The following is a 1,020-nucleotide window of genomic DNA, read 5'->3' on the forward strand; positions in this document are numbered from 1 at the left end:
GACTTAACCTCATGCATAAACAAGGTTCGGCAGAAACTTGGTTCAATGTCTGTTTTATCCGGTTTTGAAAGAACAAAAAAAGTACTTGCCAAAACGTGCAGGATTGGTATAATAGGATTTGTTCTTTCAAAGTGAATCAGGTCTGGCGATGATGGCGAAGAGGTCACACCCGTTCCCATCCCGAACACGGAAGTTAAGCTCTTCAGCGCCGATGGTAGTTGGGGGCTTCCCCCTGCAAGAGTAGGACATTGCCGGGCCGATCACTTGATACATACTTAATATGGAGGATTAGCTCAGCTGGGAGAGCATCTGCCTTACAAGCAGAGGGTCGGCGGTTCGAACCCGTCATCCTCCACCATATTTTATATTTGCCGGCCTAGCTCAATTGGTAGAGCAACTGACTTGTAATCAGTAGGTTGGGGGTTCAAGTCCTCTGGCCGGCACCACTTTTCGAGCCATTAGCTCAGTTGGTAGAGCATCTGACTTTTAATCAGAGGGTCGCAGGTTCGAGCCCTGCATGGCTCACCATTTCATTGCGATTTGGTTGCATGCGGGTGTGGTGGAACTGGCAGACACGCTAGACTTAGGATCTAGTGCCTTCGGGCGTGGGGGTTCGACTCCCTTCACCCGCATCCTATTTTTAAATTTGCGGAAGTAGTTCAGTGGTAGAATACCACCTTGCCAAGGTGGGGGTCGCGGGTTCGAATCCCGTCTTCCGCTCCAATTCCATCGGGAAATAGCTCAGCTTGGTAGAGCACTTGGTTTGGGACCAAGGGGTCGCAGGTTCGAATCCTGTTTTCCCGACCATCCTTGGGGCCTTAGCTCAGCTGGGAGAGCGCCTGCTTTGCACGCAGGAGGTCAGCGGTTCGATCCCGCTAGGCTCCACCATTTATCATCATGAACCTTGAAAACTGAACAGCAAAACGCTGATAAAATTGTTTCCGGATCCCGGCCCCGTCGGGTGAAGAAAACACATGATTCGGACATATCAAGCAGATATGCCAGCAACAAAGTATGAGC

The 1,020-nt window shown here is 50.5% G+C and carries 7 tRNA genes and 1 rRNA gene; all 8 read left to right on the forward strand.

Annotated features, from left to right (window positions below):
• The first annotated feature begins 141 nt into the window (after nt 1–141).
• The 8 genes from rrf (at nt 142) to ACFFIY_RS01910 (ending at nt 888) form a co-directional block, all read left to right on the forward strand.
• Nucleotides 142–257 (forward strand): 5S ribosomal RNA (gene rrf / locus ACFFIY_RS01875).
• Nucleotides 258–282: 25 nt separating this feature from the next.
• Nucleotides 283–358: transfer RNA gene (locus ACFFIY_RS01880), tRNA-Val, on the forward strand.
• 12 nt (nt 359–370) lie between these two features.
• Nucleotides 371–446, forward strand: a tRNA-Thr gene (locus tag ACFFIY_RS01885).
• A 6-nt stretch (nt 447–452) separates the two neighbouring features.
• Nucleotides 453–528 (forward strand) — tRNA-Lys (locus ACFFIY_RS01890).
• A 22-nt stretch (nt 529–550) separates the two neighbouring features.
• Nucleotides 551–632 (forward strand) — tRNA-Leu (locus ACFFIY_RS01895).
• 16 nt (nt 633–648) lie between these two features.
• Nucleotides 649–723 (forward strand) — tRNA-Gly (locus ACFFIY_RS01900).
• 7 nt (nt 724–730) lie between these two features.
• Nucleotides 731–807: transfer RNA gene (locus ACFFIY_RS01905), tRNA-Pro, on the forward strand.
• Between the two features lie 5 nt (nt 808–812).
• Nucleotides 813–888 (forward strand) — tRNA-Ala (locus ACFFIY_RS01910).
• Nucleotides 889–1,020: the final 132 nt, after the last annotated feature.

Origin of the sequence: Bhargavaea ullalensis (assembly GCF_042432615.1) — a bacterium.
GTDB classification, from domain to species: Bacteria; Bacillota; Bacilli; order Bacillales_A; family Planococcaceae; genus Bhargavaea; species Bhargavaea ullalensis.